Annotated in this window: 16 protein-coding genes; 7 read left to right on the top strand and 9 right to left on the bottom strand. The window is 71.2% G+C overall.

All coding sequences use genetic code 11. The annotated features are described in order from the left end of the window. Nucleotides 1–30: 30 nt before the first annotated feature. Nucleotides 31–1371 carry an isochorismate synthase gene (locus ACX80P_RS09205; protein ID WP_459277771.1) on the bottom strand — a complete coding sequence of 447 codons (1341 nt, stop codon included), beginning with the start codon at nt 1369–1371 and terminating at the stop codon, nt 31–33. Between the two features lie 102 nt (nt 1372–1473). Here ACX80P_RS09205 and ACX80P_RS09200 point away from each other — a divergent pair, with 102 nt between their 5' ends. From ACX80P_RS09200 to ACX80P_RS09190, 3 genes are read left to right on the top strand one after another with little or no spacing between them, the layout of a single operon-like run. Continuing rightward, nucleotides 1474–2238 (top strand): demethylmenaquinone methyltransferase, encoded by a 765-nt coding sequence (locus ACX80P_RS09200; protein ID WP_459277770.1) that lies wholly within the window; start codon nt 1474–1476, stop codon nt 2236–2238. Beyond that, complete coding sequence (locus ACX80P_RS09195; RefSeq protein WP_459277769.1) at nt 2239–3555, top strand: geranylgeranyl reductase family protein; 1317 nt, start codon at nt 2239–2241, stop codon at nt 3553–3555. 9 nt (nt 3556–3564) lie between these two features. Beyond that, nucleotides 3565–4653: a polyprenyl synthetase family protein gene (locus ACX80P_RS09190; RefSeq protein WP_459277768.1), complete on the top strand. Its 1089-nt coding sequence runs from the start codon at nt 3565–3567 to the stop codon at nt 4651–4653. 178 nt (nt 4654–4831) lie between these two features. Here the strand turns inward: ACX80P_RS09190 and ACX80P_RS09185 are convergent, their stop codons facing one another. The 3 genes from ACX80P_RS09185 to ACX80P_RS09175 all read right to left on the bottom strand — a co-directional run bounded on the left by ACX80P_RS09185 (nt 4832) and on the right by ACX80P_RS09175 (nt 6428). Next, complete coding sequence (locus ACX80P_RS09185) at nt 4832–5305, bottom strand: HIT family protein (RefSeq protein WP_459277767.1); 474 nt, start codon at nt 5303–5305, stop codon at nt 4832–4834. Next, nucleotides 5305–5730: a hypothetical protein gene (locus ACX80P_RS09180; protein WP_459277766.1), complete on the bottom strand. Its 426-nt coding sequence runs from the start codon at nt 5728–5730 to the stop codon at nt 5305–5307. The genes ACX80P_RS09185 and ACX80P_RS09180 overlap by 1 nt, the downstream gene beginning before the upstream one ends. Before the next feature lie 62 nt (nt 5731–5792). Beyond that, nucleotides 5793–6428, bottom strand: a complete 636-nt coding sequence (locus tag ACX80P_RS09175; protein ID WP_459277764.1) for a trimeric intracellular cation channel family protein — start codon at nt 6426–6428, stop codon at nt 5793–5795. A gap of 116 nt (nt 6429–6544) precedes the next feature. On the opposite strand from ACX80P_RS09175, the gene ACX80P_RS09170 reads away from it, so the two are divergent. Then, nucleotides 6545–7513 (top strand): alpha/beta hydrolase, encoded by a 969-nt coding sequence (locus ACX80P_RS09170; protein WP_459277763.1) that lies wholly within the window; start codon nt 6545–6547, stop codon nt 7511–7513. 24 nt (nt 7514–7537) lie between these two features. Here ACX80P_RS09170 and ACX80P_RS09165 read toward each other — a convergent pair whose 3' ends face one another. The 3 genes from ACX80P_RS09165 to ACX80P_RS09155 form a co-directional block, all read right to left on the bottom strand. Continuing rightward, nucleotides 7538–7999, bottom strand: coding sequence for an ATP-binding protein (locus tag ACX80P_RS09165; protein WP_459277761.1), 462 nt, complete (start codon nt 7997–7999; stop codon nt 7538–7540). Beyond that, a complete protein-coding gene (locus ACX80P_RS09160) occupies nt 7992–8324 on the bottom strand; it encodes an STAS domain-containing protein (RefSeq protein WP_459277760.1) in 333 nt (110 codons plus the stop codon). The genes ACX80P_RS09165 and ACX80P_RS09160 overlap by 8 nt, the downstream gene beginning before the upstream one ends. A 97-nt stretch (nt 8325–8421) precedes the next feature. Further along, nucleotides 8422–9522 (bottom strand): SpoIIE family protein phosphatase, encoded by a 1101-nt coding sequence (locus ACX80P_RS09155; protein WP_459277759.1) that lies wholly within the window; start codon nt 9520–9522, stop codon nt 8422–8424. A gap of 228 nt (nt 9523–9750) precedes the next feature. Here ACX80P_RS09155 and ACX80P_RS09150 point away from each other — a divergent pair, with 228 nt between their 5' ends. Further along, nucleotides 9751–11436 (top strand): sensor histidine kinase, encoded by a 1686-nt coding sequence (locus tag ACX80P_RS09150; protein WP_459277758.1) that lies wholly within the window; start codon nt 9751–9753, stop codon nt 11434–11436. Between the two features lie 54 nt (nt 11437–11490). Here the strand turns inward: ACX80P_RS09150 and ACX80P_RS09145 are convergent, their stop codons facing one another. Then, nucleotides 11491–12768, bottom strand: a complete 1278-nt coding sequence (locus ACX80P_RS09145) for a sensor histidine kinase (protein ID WP_459277757.1) — start codon at nt 12766–12768, stop codon at nt 11491–11493. 85 nt (nt 12769–12853) lie between these two features. Then, nucleotides 12854–14323, bottom strand: coding sequence for a PucR family transcriptional regulator (locus tag ACX80P_RS09140; protein ID WP_459277756.1), 1470 nt, complete (start codon nt 14321–14323; stop codon nt 12854–12856). Nucleotides 14324–14485: 162 nt separating this feature from the next. On the opposite strand from ACX80P_RS09140, the gene ACX80P_RS09135 reads away from it, so the two are divergent. Both ACX80P_RS09135 and gabT read left to right on the top strand, forming a co-directional pair. After that, nucleotides 14486–15916 (top strand): gamma-aminobutyraldehyde dehydrogenase, encoded by a 1431-nt coding sequence (locus tag ACX80P_RS09135; protein ID WP_459277754.1) that lies wholly within the window; start codon nt 14486–14488, stop codon nt 15914–15916. 27 nt (nt 15917–15943) lie between these two features. Further along, nucleotides 15944–17329: a 4-aminobutyrate--2-oxoglutarate transaminase gene (gabT, locus tag ACX80P_RS09130; protein WP_459277753.1), complete on the top strand. Its 1386-nt coding sequence runs from the start codon at nt 15944–15946 to the stop codon at nt 17327–17329. Nucleotides 17330–17349 lie beyond the last annotated feature (20 nt).

The raw sequence follows: 17349 nt of genomic DNA, 5'->3' as shown, positions 1-17349 counted from the left end.
GGGATTGCCTATTGGTAACCAAGGTGGGAATCATCGAGTCAGGCCGAGGGCCTCGATCATGGGCCGGAACTTGCTCCAGGTCTCCGCGAGCTCCGCCTCGGGCTGCGAGCCCTCGACGATCCCGCACCCCGCGTACAGCCGCACCCGGGTGGGGGTCTCGACGACGGCGCCGCGCAGGGCGATGCCCCATTCGCCGTTCCCGCCCGCGTCGATCCAGCCCACCGGTCCGGCGTACGGGCCGCGCTGCAGGTGCTCGAGTTCGCGGATGAGCGCGCCCGCGACCCTCGTGGGGGTGCCGCAGACCGCGGCGGTGGGGTGGAGCGCCTGGACGAGGGCCAGCGACGTCGGCACCTGGCCGTCGTCGTCCACCGCCAACTGGGCCGTGACGTCCGAGGCGAGGTGCCACACATTGGGCAGTTGCAGCACGAACGGCTCGCTGTGCGAGGTCATGGAACTCGTGAAGGGCTGGAGGGTGTCGGTGAGCGAGTCGATCGCGATCTGGTGCTCGTGGAGCTGCTTCTCCGACCCGGCGAGGACGCGGTCGGCGTACCCGGGGTCCCCGGCCGGTGCATTGGCCCGGTCGAGGGTCCCGGCGAGCACGCGGGCCCGGGCCGTGCTGTTCTCCACCTTGATGAGCATCTCCGGCGTCGAACCGATCAGGCCGTCCACGGCGTACGTCCAGCAGTCCTCGTACCGCACCGCGAGGTCGCGCAGCACCTGGGCCGTCGCGACGGGCGTCCCGAGGTGGGCGACGACGTCGCGGGCCAGCACGAGCTTGCTCAGCTCGCCGGCCCGGACGTGCTTCACGCCCTCGGCGACCGCGCGTTCGTACTGGTCCTCGCTGAGGACGCCCGGACCGAGGCGGTCGTCCGGGTGGGGGGAGCGGCCGCGGTCGGGTTCCGCGAGGTAGGCGGCGAGCGCCGCCTCCGCCGCCTCCGCGCTCAACTCGGCCTCGGCGTCGTCGGTGATCAGGGTCAGCCACGTCCGGCCCTCGCTGCAGCCCACCACTACCTCGGGGACGATCAGGCGCGACTCGTGCGCCGAGGTCTTGGAGAAGGCGAAGGAGCCGAAGGCGATGAGGCCCGTCCCGGGGACGCCGAGCTCGTCCAGCACCTCCGCGCCGGCGAGTTCGCGGCGCCACCACTCCTGGGCACGCGTGAAACGGTCCGGTCCGGTGACGGTGAAGCGGGCGGTCTCGCCGTAGGCCACGAGGCCGCCCCCGTGGCGGATCCAGGTGTGGGCGTCGTTGCGGACCACGTAGTCGAGGATCCCGGCCTGCGGGTCCATGTCCGTCCGTGCCACCGTGATGCTGCGGAGTCCGCGGGACTGTCCGCGCGCAGGGGTCAGCGCGGTGAGGGACGGAATGCTCATGATGCCTCAAGCGTACTCCGCGGCACGGGGCCGCATTCGAGCGGTCCCGTGAGGTTGGGCACGGCGGGTGGGCTCGCGGAGTTTGTTTGAGACAATGATCGAGTGAATCGTGCATCGCTGGAGAAACGGCCCGACGAAGTGGCAGCCATGTTCGACGACGTGGCGCCCAAGTACGACGTCGTCAACGACGTCCTGTCGATGGGGCAGACGCGCCGGTGGCGCCGCATCGTCGTGGACGCGGTCGGCGCGGAGCCGGGACAGCGCGTCCTGGACCTCGCGGCCGGCACCGGTACGTCGAGCGAGCCCTACGCGGACGCGGGCATCGACGTCGTCGCCTGCGACTTCTCGCTCGGCATGCTGAAGGTGGGCAAGCGACGCCGCCCTGACATCGCCTTCGTGGCGGGGGACGCCACCAACCTCCCCTTCGCGGACAACTCCTTCGACGCCTGCACCATCTCCTTCGGCCTGCGCAACGTGGACGAGCCGAAGAAGGCGCTCGCCGAGATGCTGCGCGTGACGCGGCCGGGCGGACGGCTGGTCATCGCCGAGTTCTCCCAGCCCACCGTCGCGCTCTGGCGCACCACCTACACCGAGTACCTCATGCGCGCGCTCCCCGCGATCGCCCGCCGGGTCAGCTCCAACCCCGACGCCTATGTCTACCTCGCCGAGTCCATCCGCGCCTGGCCGAACCAGGACCAGCTCGCCGCCTGGATCCGTGACAGCGGCTGGGGCGAGGTCGAGTACCGGAACCTCAACGGCGGTATCGTCGCCGTGCACCGCGCCGCTAAGGCGCCCGCGGCGCCGGGCGAGGAACCCCTCCTGCCGGGCCAGGTACGCCTGCGCCGGCTGACGACGGCGGTCGACTAGGTGTCGGTCCTCATCGTCGGGGCCGGCCCCGCCGGGTCCACCGCGGCCTACTACCTCGCGCGCGCCGGCATCGAGGTGACGGTCCTCGAGAAGACCTTCTTCCCCCGCGAGAAGGTCTGCGGCGACGGCCTCACGCCCCGCGCCACCCGCGAACTGCAGCTGCTCAGCCTGCCCCACGACGAGAGCGAGGGCTGGCGCCGCAACAAGGGTCTCCGCCTCATCGCCGGCAAGCGCACCGTCGAGGTGCCCTGGCCCGAGCTCAGCGACTTCCCCGACTACGGCCTGGTCCGCACGCGCCTCGGCTTCGACGAAGCCCTCGCGCAGCACGCCCGCGCCGCCGGTGCCACGATCCTCGAAGGCCACTCCGTGTCCTCCGCCGTCCGCGACGACGCCGGACGCGTCACCGGCGTCACCGTGAACCTGCTCGACGCCGACGGCCGCAAGACGGGCGGGACCCGCACGTTCACGGCCGACGTCGTCCTCGCCGCCGACGGCAACTCGACGCGCACCGCCGTCAGCCTCGGGATGCAGAAGCGGGACGACCGCCCGCTCGGCGTCGCCGTCCGCACCTACTTCACCAGCCCCCGCACGGACGACGACTGGATGGAGGGCTGGCTCGAACTGCCGGACGCCACGGGCAGGCCCCTGCCCGGGTACGGCTGGGTGTTCGGGGTCGGCGACGGCACCTCCAACGTGGGCCTCGGGATCCTCAACTCGTCCGCCGAGTTCGGCCGGCTGGACTACAAGCAGGTGCTGCGGGACTGGACCGCGGGCATGCCCGCCGAGTGGGGGTTCACGCCGTCGAACATGGTGGGGGAGATCCGCGGCGCCGCGCTGCCCATGGGCTTCAACCGGACACCCCACTACAGCCCCGGGCTCCTGCTCCTCGGGGACGCCGGCGGCATGGTGTCGCCGTTCAACGGCGAGGGCATCTCCTACGCGATGGAGTCCGCCCGGTACGCGGCGGAGTTCATCGAGCGGGCGCAGGGCGTGGGCTCGCTGCTCGGACGCGACCAGGTGATGTCGGGGTACGCGCCCTACGTGCGGGAGCAGTGGGGCAGCCACTTCACCCTCGGCCGCATCTTCGCGCAGCTGATCGGCAGGCCCGCCGTCATGTCGCTGGCCCTCCGCACGGGCATGCCCGTCCCGATCCTCATGCGCTTCGTGGTGCGCATGCTCGCCAACCTCACGGACTCCGGCGGCCGGGGCTTCGAGGACCGCGTCATCCACCTGCTGGAGTCGCTCGTGCCGCCCACCTCCAACCAGCCCTCCCTGGCCGGCCACCTGCGTGCGCAAAGCGCCGCCCCACTTCGTTAGTCTTAGACCGTGACACAATCCTTCGACTCCGGGTGGACCAGCGCGGGCCTGAACAGCGCGCTGGATACGGCGGACACCCCCGGCGACGCCCTGCGTCTGCCTCCCGGCTTCGCCCTCATCGCCGAGGACCCGGAGCTCGGACCGTCCGTCTCGTCCTGCCTGGCCGAGGTGGAGAAGCAGCTCCGCAGCGCCATCGCCAACTCCGACCCGCTGGCCGACGCGACGAGCCGCCACCTCGTGGAAGCCGGCGGCAAGCGCATCCGGCCGCTCCTGACGATCCTCGCCTCGCACCTCGGCAACCCGACGCGCGCCAAGGTGGTCCAGGCCGCCGTCGTCGTCGAACTGACGCATCTTGCCACGCTGTACCACGACGACGTGATGGACTCGGCCCCCTACCGCCGCGGCGCACCGACCGCGCACGAGGTGTGGGGCAACTCCGTCGCCATCCTGACCGGGGACCTGATCTTCGCCCGGGCGTCGATCCTCGTGTCCGAACTCGGCGGCGAGGCCCTCGGCATCCAGGCGCGCACCTTCGAGCGGCTCTGCCTCGGCCAACTCCACGAGACCGTGGGCCCGCGCGACGGCGAGGACGACCTCGAGCACTACCTGTCGGTCATCGCGGACAAGACCGGCTCCCTCGTGGCCGCCTCCGGGCAGCTCGGGGCCCTCTTCGCGGACACCCCGCAGGAGGTCATCGACGTCATGGTCGCCTACGGCGAGAAGGTCGGCGTCGCGTTCCAGCTGGCCGACGACGTCATCGATGTCACCGGCCGCACGGTGAAGTCCGGCAAGGCCCCCGGGACCGACCTCCGCGAGGGCGTGCCCACGCTGCCGGTCATCCTGCTGCGCCGTGCCGCGGCCGCCGGCGACCGGTCGGCGGCCGATGTCGTCGCGCTCGTCGACGGCGACCTGTCCTCCGACGCTGCCCTCGCCGACGCCGTCGCCGCCGTCCGCGAGCACGAACAGACGCAGGCGGCGTGGGCGGTGGCCCAGCAGTGGGCGGACGACGCCGTGGCGGCCCTCGACCCCCTCCCGGACAGCGTCGTCAAGCAGGCGCTGGCGAGCTTCGCGCAGGCCGTCGTCAGCAGGGACGTCTAGCCCACCGTCCGCGTAGGTCGTGGCGTCCCGGCTCGTCCCGGCTCGTCCTGATGCACCGGACGACCTCGTCGCGGCCGGAGCAAAGGCTCACCTGCGTCGGCGGGGCGGACGGGCGGGACGCCACGGGCTCACCGGACCGACCGCGTGCACGATCCCGCAGCGAAGCCAGGACGGCGGGCTACCGGGGGAGGAAGGACCTCAGCTCGGCGGCCTTCCGCGCCCTGATCGCCGGGTCCACGATGGGCCGCTTCGGCGTGAAGTAGAAACCGTCGTCGTGCCAGCGCGGCAGGACGTGCTGGTGGTAGTGCCACACGTGCTGGCTCCCGGCCGGCTCGTTGTGCTGCCGGGTCGAGACGCCGTCGGGCTCCCAGGCGAGCTTGATCGCGATCGCGATGTCACGCGTGAGCGTCATGATGCGGGCCGCGGCGTCGTCGGGCAGTTCGTACAGCAGTTCCACGTGCTCCCGCGGGGTGATCAGGACGTGGCCGGGGTTCGGGTCGAAACCGTGCGAGGCGATGAACGCGAGTGCGAGGTCGTCCTCGTGGATGACGTCCCCCGGGCGGCAGAGGTTCCCGGGGTTGCTGAAATCCGACCGCGCGAGGTCGCAGAACGGGCACCGGTACCCGTCCGGCGCGTGGTGGGCGAACGGCATCAGTCCTCGTCGTCCTCCGCGAAGACCCATTCGAAGAGGTCGAGCACGTACTCGCTGAAGGTGCCCTCCTCGCTCTGCCACTCGCCGCGCACGTTGTTGCGCCGCCAGACGATCGGATCGGGGACGTCCAGCTGATCCGCCCGCATGCCCCACGTGTACTGCTCGTCCTCGTCCTCGAGGAACAGGAGGAAGCCGTCCTCGATCTCGAGCTCGTCGGGGTCCCAGAAGAAGTGGAACGCCTCCATGATGTCCTCGGTGGCTCCCACGGCCCGGTAGAAGTCGCGCAGGGCCAGGGGCAGGTCGAAGTCCTTGCCCTCGAGCATCTCCGCCAGCTCGTCGTCGGACAGGCCGTCTTCCTCGGCCCACTCGTCCTCGAAGTACTGGGGCACGAGGGCGCGGAATTTGTCGGAAAACAGGTCGGTCACAGGTACTCCAGGAGTGGGGTGGGGGGAGACCTCCATCCTAGCCGCCGCTTCCGACGCCCGCTCTACCTCCGCGCCTTCCACGTCCGCGCGGCGAGCGGTGCGTGCCAGCCGTGGCGCCAGGCGAGGACCCGCAGGGAGAACACCAGGGACGCGGCGAGCGTCCCCGTGACGAGGGAGAAGGTCCCGGTCAGGTAGAGCACGGTGACGACGACGGCGCCCAGCATCGCGGGGAGCGCATAGATGTCCCGCGGGTCGAAGAGCTGCGGGATCTCGTTCGCGACGACGTCGCGCAGCAGGCCGCCGCCCACGGCCGTGGTGACGCCGAGCAGCGCGGCGGAGACGGGGTGGAGCCCGGCGTCGAGGGCCTTGAGGGTGCCGGTGATGCAGAACAGGGCGAGCCCGCCGGCGTCGAAGACGACCAGCACGCGCATGCCGCGTTCCACGCCGGCGGACACGAAGTACACCAGCACGGTGGCGAGCAGCGGTGGCAGCAGGTAGGCGGGATTGGTGAAGGCGGCGGGCGGGACGGTGAGGATGAGGTCCCGCGCCACCCCACCTCCGAGCGACGCGAGGGACGCCAGCAGGAGCGACCCGACCAGGTCGAAGCCCTTGCGGGCCGCCAGCAGGGACCCGGAGACGGCGAAGAAGAAGACGCCGAGGAGGTCTGCGCCCAGGGCGATGTGTGAAGCGGTGTCCATGTCTTCCTTCGGCGGGCCGGCGGGGTGCCCAGGGGGATCCGCAGGGTCGGCGGAGGGAGGGAGGGCCAATCCAGCATGACAGACGGGGACGGGGACGCCGGCGCTAGGCTGGGCCCATGACGAGCAGAGACGCGGACAGCACGGAGACGGTGGAGCCGAGTGCGACGGACGGGTCGCGCGCGATGCGCCTGGCGGCCCGGCTGATCGGCTTCCTGCCCACGAAGCGGAACCTGACCGGCACCGACTGGGTCAACGCGAGATACCCGGGCCGCAGCTACCCGCCGACGGCCGCCATCCCCTGGACACTCAAGCAGACGCACACCATCCAGGAAAAGCGGATCGACGGCATCAGGACCATCACCGTCCGCCCGCTGCTCGGCGCGACCCGCTCGCACATCATCTACACGCACGGCGGGATCTACATCAACGAGCTCGGCAGGCCGCACTGGTGGATCATCGCGGAGCTGACGAAGCGCACCGGCGCCGCCGTCACGGTGCCCCTGTACCGGCTGGCGCCGGAGAGCACCTACCGCGAGGCCTTCCCCTACCTCGTGTCGGTGTACCGCGAGGTCCTCAGGACGGCGGAGCCCGGGGACGTCACACTGATGGGGGACTCGGCAGGCGGCGGGCTCGCCGTCGCGCAGCCCTGGGCGTTCCGGGACGCCGGGCTTCCCGCGCCCGGCCGCGTCGTCGCGTTCTCGCCGTGGCTCGACGTCACAGCGACCAACCCGGACATCCCGCGGTACGACGCCGTGGACCCGATGCTCTCCGTGGGAGGCGGGGTGCAGGCGGGGCTGTGGTGGGCGGGCGGCGACGACCCCCGGACGCCGCTGGTCAGCCCGGCCTGTGCGCCCGCGGAGATGCTGGCGCTGCTGCCGCCCACGCGGATCTACCAGGGCACGCGCGATGTCTGCATGGCGGACGCGACGGTCTTCCGCGACCGCGCCGTCGCGGCCGGTGCCGCCGTGGAGATGAAGGTCTACCCGGGCGGCTTCCACGTGTTCCCGGCGTTCCCCCGCCTCCCGGAATCCAGGGAGGTCTTCACGGACCTCACCGCGTTCCTCGGCAGGCCGGCCCTCCCGTAGCGGACCCGGGGACGGACCCGCCCGTCAGCCCCGGGCGGAGTCCCTCGACAGCACCCAGACGTTGGTGTCGCCCTCGCGCTCGACCGTCACGGTGGTGACGAGCGCCCGGATCATGGACAGACCGCGCCCGGACTCGTCGTAGTCCTCCAGCAGCGCGTCGTCGTCGGGACCGGGGACGACGACGGGTCCCGCGAGATCGGGGACGGGGTCCAGCGGGGCGGCACCGATCTCGCTGATGACGGCGCGCAGCCGCTCGACGGCGACGGTGAGCTCGACGCCCAGGAGGAGCGTGGCGCCCTCCGCGGGGACGCCGTGCTGCACCACGTTGCTCGCTGCCTCGATCACCGCCGTGGTGAAGGCCATCTGGTCGGGCGCCGGCACGAAGGCGGCGTCCAGCCACAACTGCTCCAGGAGGACGTGCAGATCCTCGATGGCCTGCTCCGCGGCGGGCTCCTCGAGGGTGCGCCGCGCCAGGACGTCAGTCATTGCGGAAGGCTTCGTCGGGCGTGGCGTGCGGGGTGAGCACCCGGTGCATGCTGGTGAGTTCGAGCACCATGGTGACCTGCGGCTGGACGGCCGCGATCCGCAGGTCGCCGCCGGACTGCCGCGCCAGCTTCAGGCAGCCGATCAGCGCGCCGAGGCCCGAGGAGTCCATGAAGCTGGTGTCCGCGAGGTTCACGACGATCCGCTTCCCGCCCCCGTTCACGACCTCGTTGACGACCTCGCGCAGCTTCGGTGCCGCCACCATGTTCAGGCGCCCGTTCGCCGAGACCTCGGTGTACCGCCCTTTGTCCTGGACCGTGAATTCCATCTGCTCCTCTTCCGCTGCCTGTCGGCGTGTGCCGGCTGTTTCCTGAATCGTGGCGCCCCTGCGCGCCGTGTCCTGCCGGTCCGGTGCCGGCCGCGGGTCAGTCCCGCGCGCGCCGCAGGATGACGACGGTGACGTCGTCGGCGACCTCCGGGACGTCGGCCAGGTCCAGCAGCACCGCGCAGGCCTCCGCGGCGCTCGCCGCCGCCGAGACCACGCCCGCCACCGCCTCCGTGAACTGGTCGACCGTCTCGTAGATGTCGAGCAGGCCGTCGCTCACGATCGCGAGGGAATCGCCCGGCTCAAGGCGCAGGGAGGCTTCCGGCCAGGCCTGGTCCGGCCAGGCGCCCACGGGCGGGCCGGCGGAGGGCAGGCGGGTCACGCCGCCGTCGGCTGCGACGTGCAGCGCGAGGCCGTGCCCGGCGTCGACATAGCCGACCACGCCGGTGCCGGCATCGAGGCGGCCGTGGAACAGCGTGACGAAGGAGCTGGTGTGTTCCAGATCCGCCTCCGTGGCCCGCGCCGCCGTCGCGAACGCGGTCTCGAGGCTCGGCTGGGAGGCGACGGAGCGCATGGTCGCCCGGACGGTCGCCGCGATGAGTGCCGCGCCCATGCCCTTGCCCATGGCGTCGGCGACGGTGAAGTGCAGGCCGTCGGGCGTCGGGTACCAGTCGTAGACGTCGCCGCCCACGCTCCTCGACGGCCTGAAGCGCCCCGCCAGCTGGAAGTGGTCGAGGGTGAGTTCCCGGCGCGGGAGCAGGTTCTGCTGCACCTCAGCGGCGCGCTGGCGCTCGTCCGCGTTCGCGACGTCCACGGCGGCCTGCCGGCTCTGGCGCCGGAACAGCGAATTGATGCGCGCCACGAGTTCACGGGGGCTGAAGGGCTTGCTGATGTACTCGTCCGCCCCCGTCTCCAGGCCCGTGAGGCGTTCGATCTCGTCGGTGCGGGCCGTGATCATGAGGATGTAGGCGTCGGAGAAGGTGCGGACCTCGCGGCAGATCTCCACGCCGTCGCCGTCGGGGAGGTTGAGGTCGAGGGTGATGAGGTCCGCGCCGGCTCGGGCCAGCCGGAGGCCCTCACTCGCGGTCGCGGCTTCGGTGACCTCGAAGCCCTCGCGCTTCAGGATCTGCACGAGCAGGCCCCGGATGTCGACGTCGTCCTCGACAACGAGGGCACGGCGGATCTCCGGGGCGACAGTCATGATGCTCATTAAACGCTACGGCGCGGCGTCTTCAGGACGCGGCACCCGGCTTCACGCGAATCGCCGGATTGTTGCGGTGAACTTGATCCGATCTTGAGGGGTCGGCCGACTTTCAGGACCCGGAATCGCGGGGCTGCCGCGTTAGTGTGTGGCTGGCGGGGATCGCCCCGTCAGTTCTCGGATCCGGCACGGACGAGTTCGACGACCATGAGGGGGTGCGCTGGCAGCATGGACAGGGTGCTCTCCTACCTGACGCTCAACACGAGGCAGTTCCATGAGCTGACCCTGCGGTCGCGCGTGGTCCTCAGCCAGCTGCCGCTGGCGCTCACCGTCGCGCTGATCGTCGTCGGAGGCCTGCTCTTCCACCAGGACCTCTTCACCGCCCCGTCCTTCCTGATCGGTGTCTGGATGCAGGGCGTGCTGCTGGCGCTCTGCGTCCTCGTCCCGTGGGACCGGCTGCCGCATGCGAGCTTCCTGGTCATCCCGCTGCTCGACTTCGTCCCGATCGGGTTCATGCGCCATGGTGCGGGCACCATCATCACCGGCGTGGGCCTGCTCGCCGTGTTCCCGATCATCTGGCTCGCCGCGTCGGGCCTGTACCCGCGGGTCCTCCTCGCCGCGGGTTTCCTCGCGTCGCTCGCCATCGTCTGGGTGCCGGTGTTCGTGACGGACACCGACGTCACCTCGCAGTCGCTGACGCAGTCCTTCCTCCTGCCCTTCATCATGCTCGCGATCGGCGTGACGATCCGCGTGATGACGGCGAGCATGATGGCGCAGCAGGCCGTCGTGGAGGAGAAGGACCATGCCCTCCGGCTGCTGCTGGAGGAGAGCGCCCGCCGCGAACGGCTCCTCGACACCGTGGTCAACAGCGTGAACATCGGTGTGACCGCCGTGGACGAGGCCGGGCGGACGGTCCTCGCGAACCGCAAGCTCGAACAGTTCCGTGCCCTCGCCGGCGGCGCCCGCGACACCGACGAGGCGTCCCTCTCCATCTTCCAGCAGGACGGCGCGACGGCCGTCCCGGCGTCCCGGCGGCCCACCCGGCGTGCCGCGGAGGGCCACGTGTTCTCCGACTACCTCCTCTGGTGGGGCGAGCGACCCGACCAGCGGGTGCTCTCGACGTCCTCCCGGCTGATGACCAACCAGGCCGGGGACCGCGAGGGGTCCGTGGTGACCTTCAACGACGTCACGGAGCTCGTCACCGCACTGAACGCCAAGGACGAGTTCGTCGCGACCGTCTCGCACGAGCTGCGGACCCCGTTGACCGCGATCCGGGGCTACCTCGAACTGCTCCTCGGGACGCCGGGCCTCGACCCGGAGGTCGCCTCCGGCCTGGAGGTGGTGTCCCGGAACTCCGAGCGGCTCCACAAGCTCGTGGTGGACCTGCTGTCCACCGCGGAGGGGTCGCCGGAGATCACGCCGGTACCCACCGACTTCTCCCGTCTCGTGGGCCGACGCGTCGCCACGGCCGAGCAGGGCAACACCAACCCGCTGGTGCGGTTCGAGGACCTCACCGATCCGGGGCTCGTCGCGCTGTGTGACGCCTCCCGGATCGGACAGGTCCTGGACAACCTGCTCTCGAACGCGATCAAGTACTCGCCTGCCGGCGGACGCGTGACCGTCCGCGCCCGCGAGGTCGACGGCGAGGTGGAGTGCAGCGTGACCGACCAGGGCAGCGGCATGACGGCGGAGGAGCAGAAGGGCGTCTTCTCCAAGTTCTTCCGCACCGTGGGGGCCCGCAACGCGGCGATCCCCGGGGTGGGGCTCGGCCTGGCCATCTCCAAGGCGATCGTCGAGCGGCACGGTGGGATGATCACCTGCCGGAGCGCGGTCGGCGAGGGCTCGACCTTCACGTTCCTCCTGCCGCTCGCCCGCGCGGAGCAGGTCCAGGAACTGCAGCCCCAGGACCACTAGCCGTCCTGCCCGGGCGGCCGGTCCTCCGCCGCCCGGCGCGGCCGCGGACGTCCGTCAGGCGGGGCCGAGGTCCACGGTGGCCGTCAGGCCGCCGCCCGGCGTCTCCGTGAGGCCGATGGACCCGCCGTGCGCCGCGGCGATGCGCGCGCACGTTGCCAGGCCGATCCCGCTCCCGGCCGGATCGCCGTCCCGATGCAGCCGCACGAGGGGTTCCAGGACGCGCTGCCGGTCCGCCGGGGCGATGCCCTTGCCGTGGTCGATGACGCGCAGCACCTGCGTCTCGCCGACGCTCGCGATCACCTCGACGCGAGGGGGGCTGCCCGGGACCGAGTACCTCAGCGCGTTCGCCACCAGGTTCTGCAGCAGCGCGGTGACCTGCGCCTGGTCGACGCTCAGCTCGGCGTCCTGCACCGTCACCACGGCGTCGCAGGCACTGCTGAGCGGCAGGACGTCCTGCAGCACGGCGTTCATCAGGGTGTTCAGGCGGACCGTCCGGCGCGTGATCGACCCGCCGATGCGGGAGAACTCGAGGACCTCCTCCACGGTGGCCAGCATGCGGCTGGCGCTGCCCCGGATGATGCTGAAGTAGCGCGCCGCCGGCCCGGCAGCCGCGACGTCGTCGTCCTGTTCGCTGAGCTCGGCGTAACCGAGGATGGCCGTCAGCGGGTTCTTGAGGTCGTGGCTCACGCGGGCCGCGAACCCCGCCAGGTCCTCGTTGCTGCGCCGCACCACCTCGAGGGCCTCGACGAGCTGGCGGGTCTTGAACTGCAGGTCGAGGACCTCCACGACCTGCCGTGCGAGGATCTCGAGCCCTTCGCGCTGCTCTGCGTCGAACGCCCGGACCCGCGGGGAGAACACGCAGAGGGAGCCGAGGGCGGCGCCGTGCTCCGTCACGAGCGGGACGGACGCGTAGGAGCGCACCTCGGCGATGCCACCGTTGACGAAGGGGTTGTCGGCGAACCGCGGGTCGAGGGAGGCGTCCGCGAGGGCGGTGATCGCGCCGCTGGTGAAGACCTTCGAGCACATCGAGTCGTCGCGGGAGCACACCGCCGCGTCCACCCCGACGGCTGCGATCTGGTGCTGCTGGTCCGCCGTGATGATGTTGATGACGCCGGCCTCCATGCCGCTCACCCGCACCGCGAGTTTCACGAGGTTGAGCAGTTCCGGCGGCGTCGCGTAGTCGGGCTTCTCCACCGGGACGCCGTCGGCCTCGCCGTAGGGGAGCCGGTACTCCTGCAGGACCGCCTGGCGGGCGAGTTCCCGGAGTTCCGGCCCGTCGGAGGGAGGCCCGGCAGGGCGTCCTGTGGGACGGCCGGTAGAGAGCAGAGACACGTTGACCCCCGAAGCAGTATGAGACCGGTGTAGGTGCGTCCACTATCCCACGCCCGCCGGTCGGGGCACGGCAGGGCGGACCGCGTCAGCCGAGGGCCCGGACGCGCAGGGCGAGGTACAGGTGCACGCGGTCCGCGGTGACCGCCGGGTCGTAGCCCGTCAGCGCCACGACCTGCTGGAGCCGGTAGCGGATGGTGTTGCGGTGCAGGTCGAGGTCCGCGGCGACGGCGGCCACGGAACCGTCGAGGTCGAGGTAGCGCTGCAGCGTGGTCAGCAGCCCCGAGCCATGGGTGCCGTCGAAGGCCTCGAGGGGGTGCAGGGTCTCCGTGGCGAGGTCGGCGAGTGGCACGTCCGCACTGGACATCAGCAGCGACGTCAGGCTCAGGCGGTCCGCGAAGTTGAGGGCCTGCCCGCGCTGGAGGGCCTCGCGTGCCTCGAAGTAGCTCCACCGCAGGCCGTTCGGCTGGGCGTAGGAGCCGCCGATGCCGATGCGCGCCGTGAGCCCCGCGCCGTGCAGGTACCGGCTCAGCGCGGCGGGATCGGGGGCACCGGCCGGGAGCACGAGCACGAGCCGGTCGTCGACGAGCCCGGTGGCGCCGCCGTTCCACCCGTCCGGCAGGGGCAGCGTCCGCAGCGCGCGTCGCTGGCCCGAGGCGACGTCGACGATCAGCACGGTGTGCCGGAGGGTCGTGTCGATGCCCGAACTGGCGAGCCGGGCCGCTCCTTCGGCGCCGGCGAGCGTGCCGCGCACCACGTCCTCGAACAGCTGGCCCGCCGCGGTGCGGGCACCGGTCCGGTTCCGGGCCTGGTTGGTGAGTTCGACGGAGATCAGGCTCTGCGCGTAGTCGACGACGGCGGTCCGGCCGTAGGGCTCGGCGATGGCCAGCGTGCAGCGGTCCTTCAGGCCCGTGGGCACGGGCAGCCGGTGCCACGCCGTCGGCCCCGGTTCCCCCGCGCCGGTCGCCGAAGCGTCGGTGGTGGGCGTACCGGTGGCCGACGTACCGGTGGCCGTGCCGGGGGCGCGTGCGATGCACGCGCCGTACTGGAACAGCGCGACGTCGGTGCCGAGCATGCGGGCGAGCTCGCCGAGGAGCGCTGCAAGGCCTCCCGCACCCAGCAGCGCCGACGCCAGCACGGCGTGGCCCTCGAGGAGTTCCTCGAGCCCGGCGTAATGATCGGCCGAGAGGGCATCGGCCACCTTCTTCCCGATGGCGATGAAGGGCACCTCGTACGGGACCCGGAACGCGGGGAGGCCGACGGCGTCCGCTTCCGCGAGCAGGGCCGCAGGGATCCGCCGGTGGGTGAGCCCGACCCCGAAGCCGATGGCAAGGGCCCCGGCGTCGTGCGCCCGCCGGACGAACGCCCGCTGGGCGGCGCCCGTCTTCAAACGGACGCCCGTCGTGAGGACCACCTCCGCCCCGTTGAGGAACGGTCGGGGATCCTCGAGTTCGGTCACGGCCACCCACTGGATGGTCTGGCCGGCAGGATTCGACCGGCCCTCCGCGACCAGCCCCAGGGCAGGATCGGACAGCAGGTCGGCGAGTGTGATGGCCATGGACCAACTGTAGGCGTTGCTGTGCTGGTGCACGGGTGAGACCTCGAATCGTTGTGCAGAGAGCTGTGGCATGCCGCTCTGACCCCCGGTACCGTCGTGTCGATACCCTATGGCCGGATCCCCCGGACGCGCGGACTCCATCCTCGTGAAAGGCACTGCAGCGTGGCTGAGACCCTTCAGAACTACATCGACGGGGCGTTCGTGACGCCCGTCGGCACCGAGCTCCTGGACATCGTCAACCCGACGAACGGAGAGGTGGTCGCGCAGTCACCCGTCTCCACCCGGGCGGACGTCGACGACGCCATGCGCGCCGCAGCCCGTGCCTTCACCACCTGGAAGCGGACCACCCCGAGCCAGCGCCAGCTCATGCTGCTGAAGCTGGCCGACGCCGTCGAGGCCGCCAGCGACGAGCTCGTCGAGGCGCAGCACCGCAACACGGGCCAGGTACGCGAGATGATCGCCGCCGAGGAGGTCGCCGTCGGTGCCGACCAGCTCCGGTTCTTCGCCGGCGCCGCGCGCCTCATGGAGGGCAAGTCCGCGGGCGAGTACATGGAGGGCCACACCTCCTACATCCGCCGCGAGCCCATCGGCGTCGTCGCCCAGGTGGCGCCGTGGAACTACCCGCTCCTCATGGCCATCTGGAAGATCGGCCCCGCCCTCGCCGCAGGCAACACCGTGGTCCTGAAGCCGAGCGACACCACCCCCGAATCCACCCTCGTCCTCGCGCGCCTCACCCAGGGCATCCTGCCGGACGGCGTCCTGAACGTCGTGCTCGGCACGGGCGAGACCGGTGCCGCGATGACGGAGCACCCCGTGCCCGGGCTGGTCTCCATCACGGGATCCGTGCGCGCCGGCATCGCCGTCGCGACCAGCGCCGCGAAGGGCCTCAAGCGGGCCCACCTCGAACTCGGCGGCAAGGCCCCCGCCGTCGTCTTCGCGGACGCCGACCTCACGAAGAGCGCCCAGGCCATCGCCGAGTTCGCGTTCTTCAATGCCGGCCAGGACTGCACCGCCATCACCCGCGTGCTCGTGCAGGAGCAGGCGCACGACGAGTTCGTCGCCGCGATGGTCGCCCACACCGCCACCTTGAAGACCGGCAGCGCCGACGACTCCGAGAACTACTTCGGGCCGCTGAACAACATCAACCACTTCAACGCCGTCAACGCCGTCATCGACGCGCTGCCCGCCCACTGCAGCATCGCGACCGGCGGCAAGCGCGCCGGGGACAAGGGCTACTTCTTCGAGCCGACCATCATCACCGGCGCCCGGCAGGACGACTCCGTGGTGCAGCAGGAGACGTTCGGGCCGGTCCTCACGGTGCAGACGTTCGCCACCGAGGAGGAGGCGATCGAATTGGCCAACGGCGTGGAGTACGCCCTGGCGTCCAGTGTCTGGACCTCGAACCACGGCACCGCGATGCGCGTGTCCCGCGACCTCGATTTCGGGGCGGTCTGGATCAACACGCACATCATGCTGACCGCCGAGATGCCGCACGGCGGCTTCAAGCACTCCGGCTACGGCAAGGACCTCTCCATGTACGGCGTGGAGGATTACACCCGCATCAAGCACGTCATGAGCGTGCTGGACGTCTGACAGTCCCCTTCTGGATAGGAACCCCTGATGACCACCATCGCAACCACCCCCGGTGCCGTCGCGCCGGGTTTCCGGCTCGAGCAGAAGCGCCGCATCACCGGCGAGTTCCCCGGACCCAAGTCCACCGAGCTCGCCGCGCGGCGCGCCGCCGTCGTCGCCAAGGGCGTCGCCTCGGGCGTACCCGTCTACGCGGCGGACGCTGACGGCGGGATCATCCAGGACGTCGACGGCAACTCCTTCATCGACCTCGGCTCAGGCATCGCCGTGACGAGCGTCGGTGCGTCGGATCCCGCCGTGGTCGCCGCGGTCAGGGAGCAGGTGGGCCACTTCACCCACACGTGCTTCATGGTGACGCCCTACGAGGGCTACATCGCCGTCGCGGAGCAGCTCGCCGAACTGACGCCGGGAGATTTCGAGAAGCGGACGGTCCTGTTCAACTCGGGCGCCGAAGCGGTCGAGAACGCGGTCAAGGTGGCGCGGCTGGCCACGGGCAGGGACGCCGTCGTCGCGTTCGACCACGCCTACCACGGCCGCACCAACCTGACCATGGCGCTGACCGCGAAGTCGATGCCGTACAAGACGAACTTCGGTCCCTTCGCGCCGGAGATCTACCGCGTGCCCATGAGCTACCCGTTCCGCGAGGAGAACCCGTCGATCACGGGCCCCGAGGCAGCGCAGCGCGCCATCACCATGATCGAGAAGCAGATCGGCGCCCAGTCGGTTGCGGCGATCATCATCGAACCCGTCCAGGGTGAGGGCGGCTTCATCGTGCCTGCCGACGGCTTCCTCCCCGCGCTCGCGGAGTGGGCCACGGCCAACGGCGTGGTGTTCATCGCGGACGAGGTTCAGTCCGGTTTCTGCCGGACCGGCGAGTGGTTCGCCGTGAACCACGAGGGCGTCGTGCCGGACATCATCACCATGGCCAAGGGCATCGCCGGCGGCATGCCGCTCTCGGCCATCACGGGCCGGGCGGACCTGCTCGACGCGGTGCACGGCGGCGGGCTCGGCGGCACCTACGGTGGCAACCCGGTGGCCTGTGCTGCGGCGCTCGCGGCGATCCGCACCATGAAGGAGCAGGACCTCGCCGGTCGTGCCCGCCACATCGAGGCGGTCGTCACCGAACGCTTCGCCGCGCTCCAGGCCGAGCTCGGTGAGCACGGCATCATCGGTGAGCTCCGTGGCCGTGGCGCCATGCTGGCCCTCGAGTTCGTGGAGCCGGGCGGCAGGAAGCCCAACGCCGAGGCGACGAAGGCGATCGCCGCTCAGTGCCTGCGCGAGGGCGTCATCATCCTCACCTGCGGCACCTACGGCAACGTGGTCCGCCTGCTCCCGCCGCTCGTGATCACGGACGAACTGCTCGCGGACGGCCTCGACGTCCTCGAGGCCGCGATCAGGGCGGCCAACGCCGGCTGATCCTCCGCGCACGGAAGAGG

The organism is Arthrobacter arabinosi, assembly GCF_054511115.1.
Note: the sequence above shows the minus strand (reverse complement) of the source record. Positions and strands in the feature narration are given on the sequence as shown.